1 protein-coding gene is annotated in these 1308 nt (G+C 41.7%); it reads left to right on the top strand.

What is annotated here, in order from left to right:
* The coding region (locus ABPH35_RS10790) for an IS110 family RNA-guided transposase (RefSeq protein ID WP_368849824.1) at positions 1-1225 on the top strand (1225 nt) is incomplete at its 5' end.
* Positions 1226-1308 lie beyond the last annotated feature (83 nt).

Raw genomic sequence — 1308 nt, 5'->3', positions numbered from 1 at the left:
CGTTTACCCTAATTGTTGTGGCATCGATGTGCATAAAACCTTTATCGTAGCGGTTATTGCCATCACCGACAATCAAGGAATCACTAGCTATCATCGTAAACGTTTCTCAACCTTTACAAATGGCTTAGTTCAGCTACGAGATTGGTTGGAATACTATTCCTGCTTTGATGTCTGTATGGAATCTACTGGGAAATACTGGATTCCCATCTTCAATATCCTAGAAAGCTCCTGCAACATTTGCTTGGCACATCCCAAGTATGTGAAGGCTATCAGAGGCAAGAAGACCGACAAGAAAGATGCACAGTGGATTGCCGACCTCTTCAAGCACGACCTCGTCGCTTCCAGCTTTACTCCTCCTCTTAAAATCAGACAGCTTCGTGACCTCTTTCGCTATCGCATGAAGTTAACTCAACTTCAAGTCAGCGAGAAAAATCGTTACCAGAACTGCCTCACTTGGTCTAACCTCCAGATTGCAAGTGTCGTTTCCGATGTCTTCGGAAAAAGTGCTCAAGCTATTATCAAGAGTATCCTTGACAATCCAGAGGAAAAACCTAACATAGAGCAGTTAGTTCACAAGAGAATGAGGGATAAAGTTCAAGACTTGGAAATCGCTATGGACGGCAACTTAACTCCTGAACAAGCTGAGAAAATCAGAGTTATCAAAGCCCACTACGACGCACTTACTATCTGTAAAGAGGACTTAGAACAGATGATAGGTGAACTTGGTCGAGAATACCAAGAACAAGTCAAACTCATCCAAACGGTCCCTGGATTTAAAGAGCAACTTTCTGCCCTACGTCTGATTTCTGAAATTGGTGTCGATATGACCGTCTTTGATACTGCTGGTAAACTCTGTTCTTGGGCGGGATTAGTTCCTGCTAACAACGAAAGTGCGGGGAAGAAATATTCAACTCGCATTTCTAAAGGTGGAAAATATCTTAAACCCTTTCTCGTCCAAATCGCGAACGCTGTTGTCAAGTCTGATAAACACCCAGAGTTTCGAAACAAATATCTCAAGCTCAAGAAACGTCGTGGGCACAGAAAAGCAATTATCGCTATCTGCCGCAGACTGCTAGTAGCTATATACCAAGTCCTTCTCAAGAAAGAAAACTACAACCCAATCTTGCAAGGCTTAACCGAAATCAGAAACCCTGACAAGACAATGTCTGTTCAAGATGCTATTCGATACGCACAACAACACGGTTTTAACGTCGTTTCATTTTAAAAATCAGGTTTCAAGACCTCTTTTTAGTATGCCCAAAATTTGGGTAAACAATAGCTCAATTAACTTTGACTTTTTTCAAACTT

It is taken from the genome of Streptococcus handemini (assembly GCF_040984445.1).
Lineage (GTDB): Bacteria > Bacillota > Bacilli > Lactobacillales > Streptococcaceae > Streptococcus > Streptococcus handemini.
Note: the sequence above shows the minus strand (reverse complement) of the source record. Positions and strands in the feature narration are given on the sequence as shown.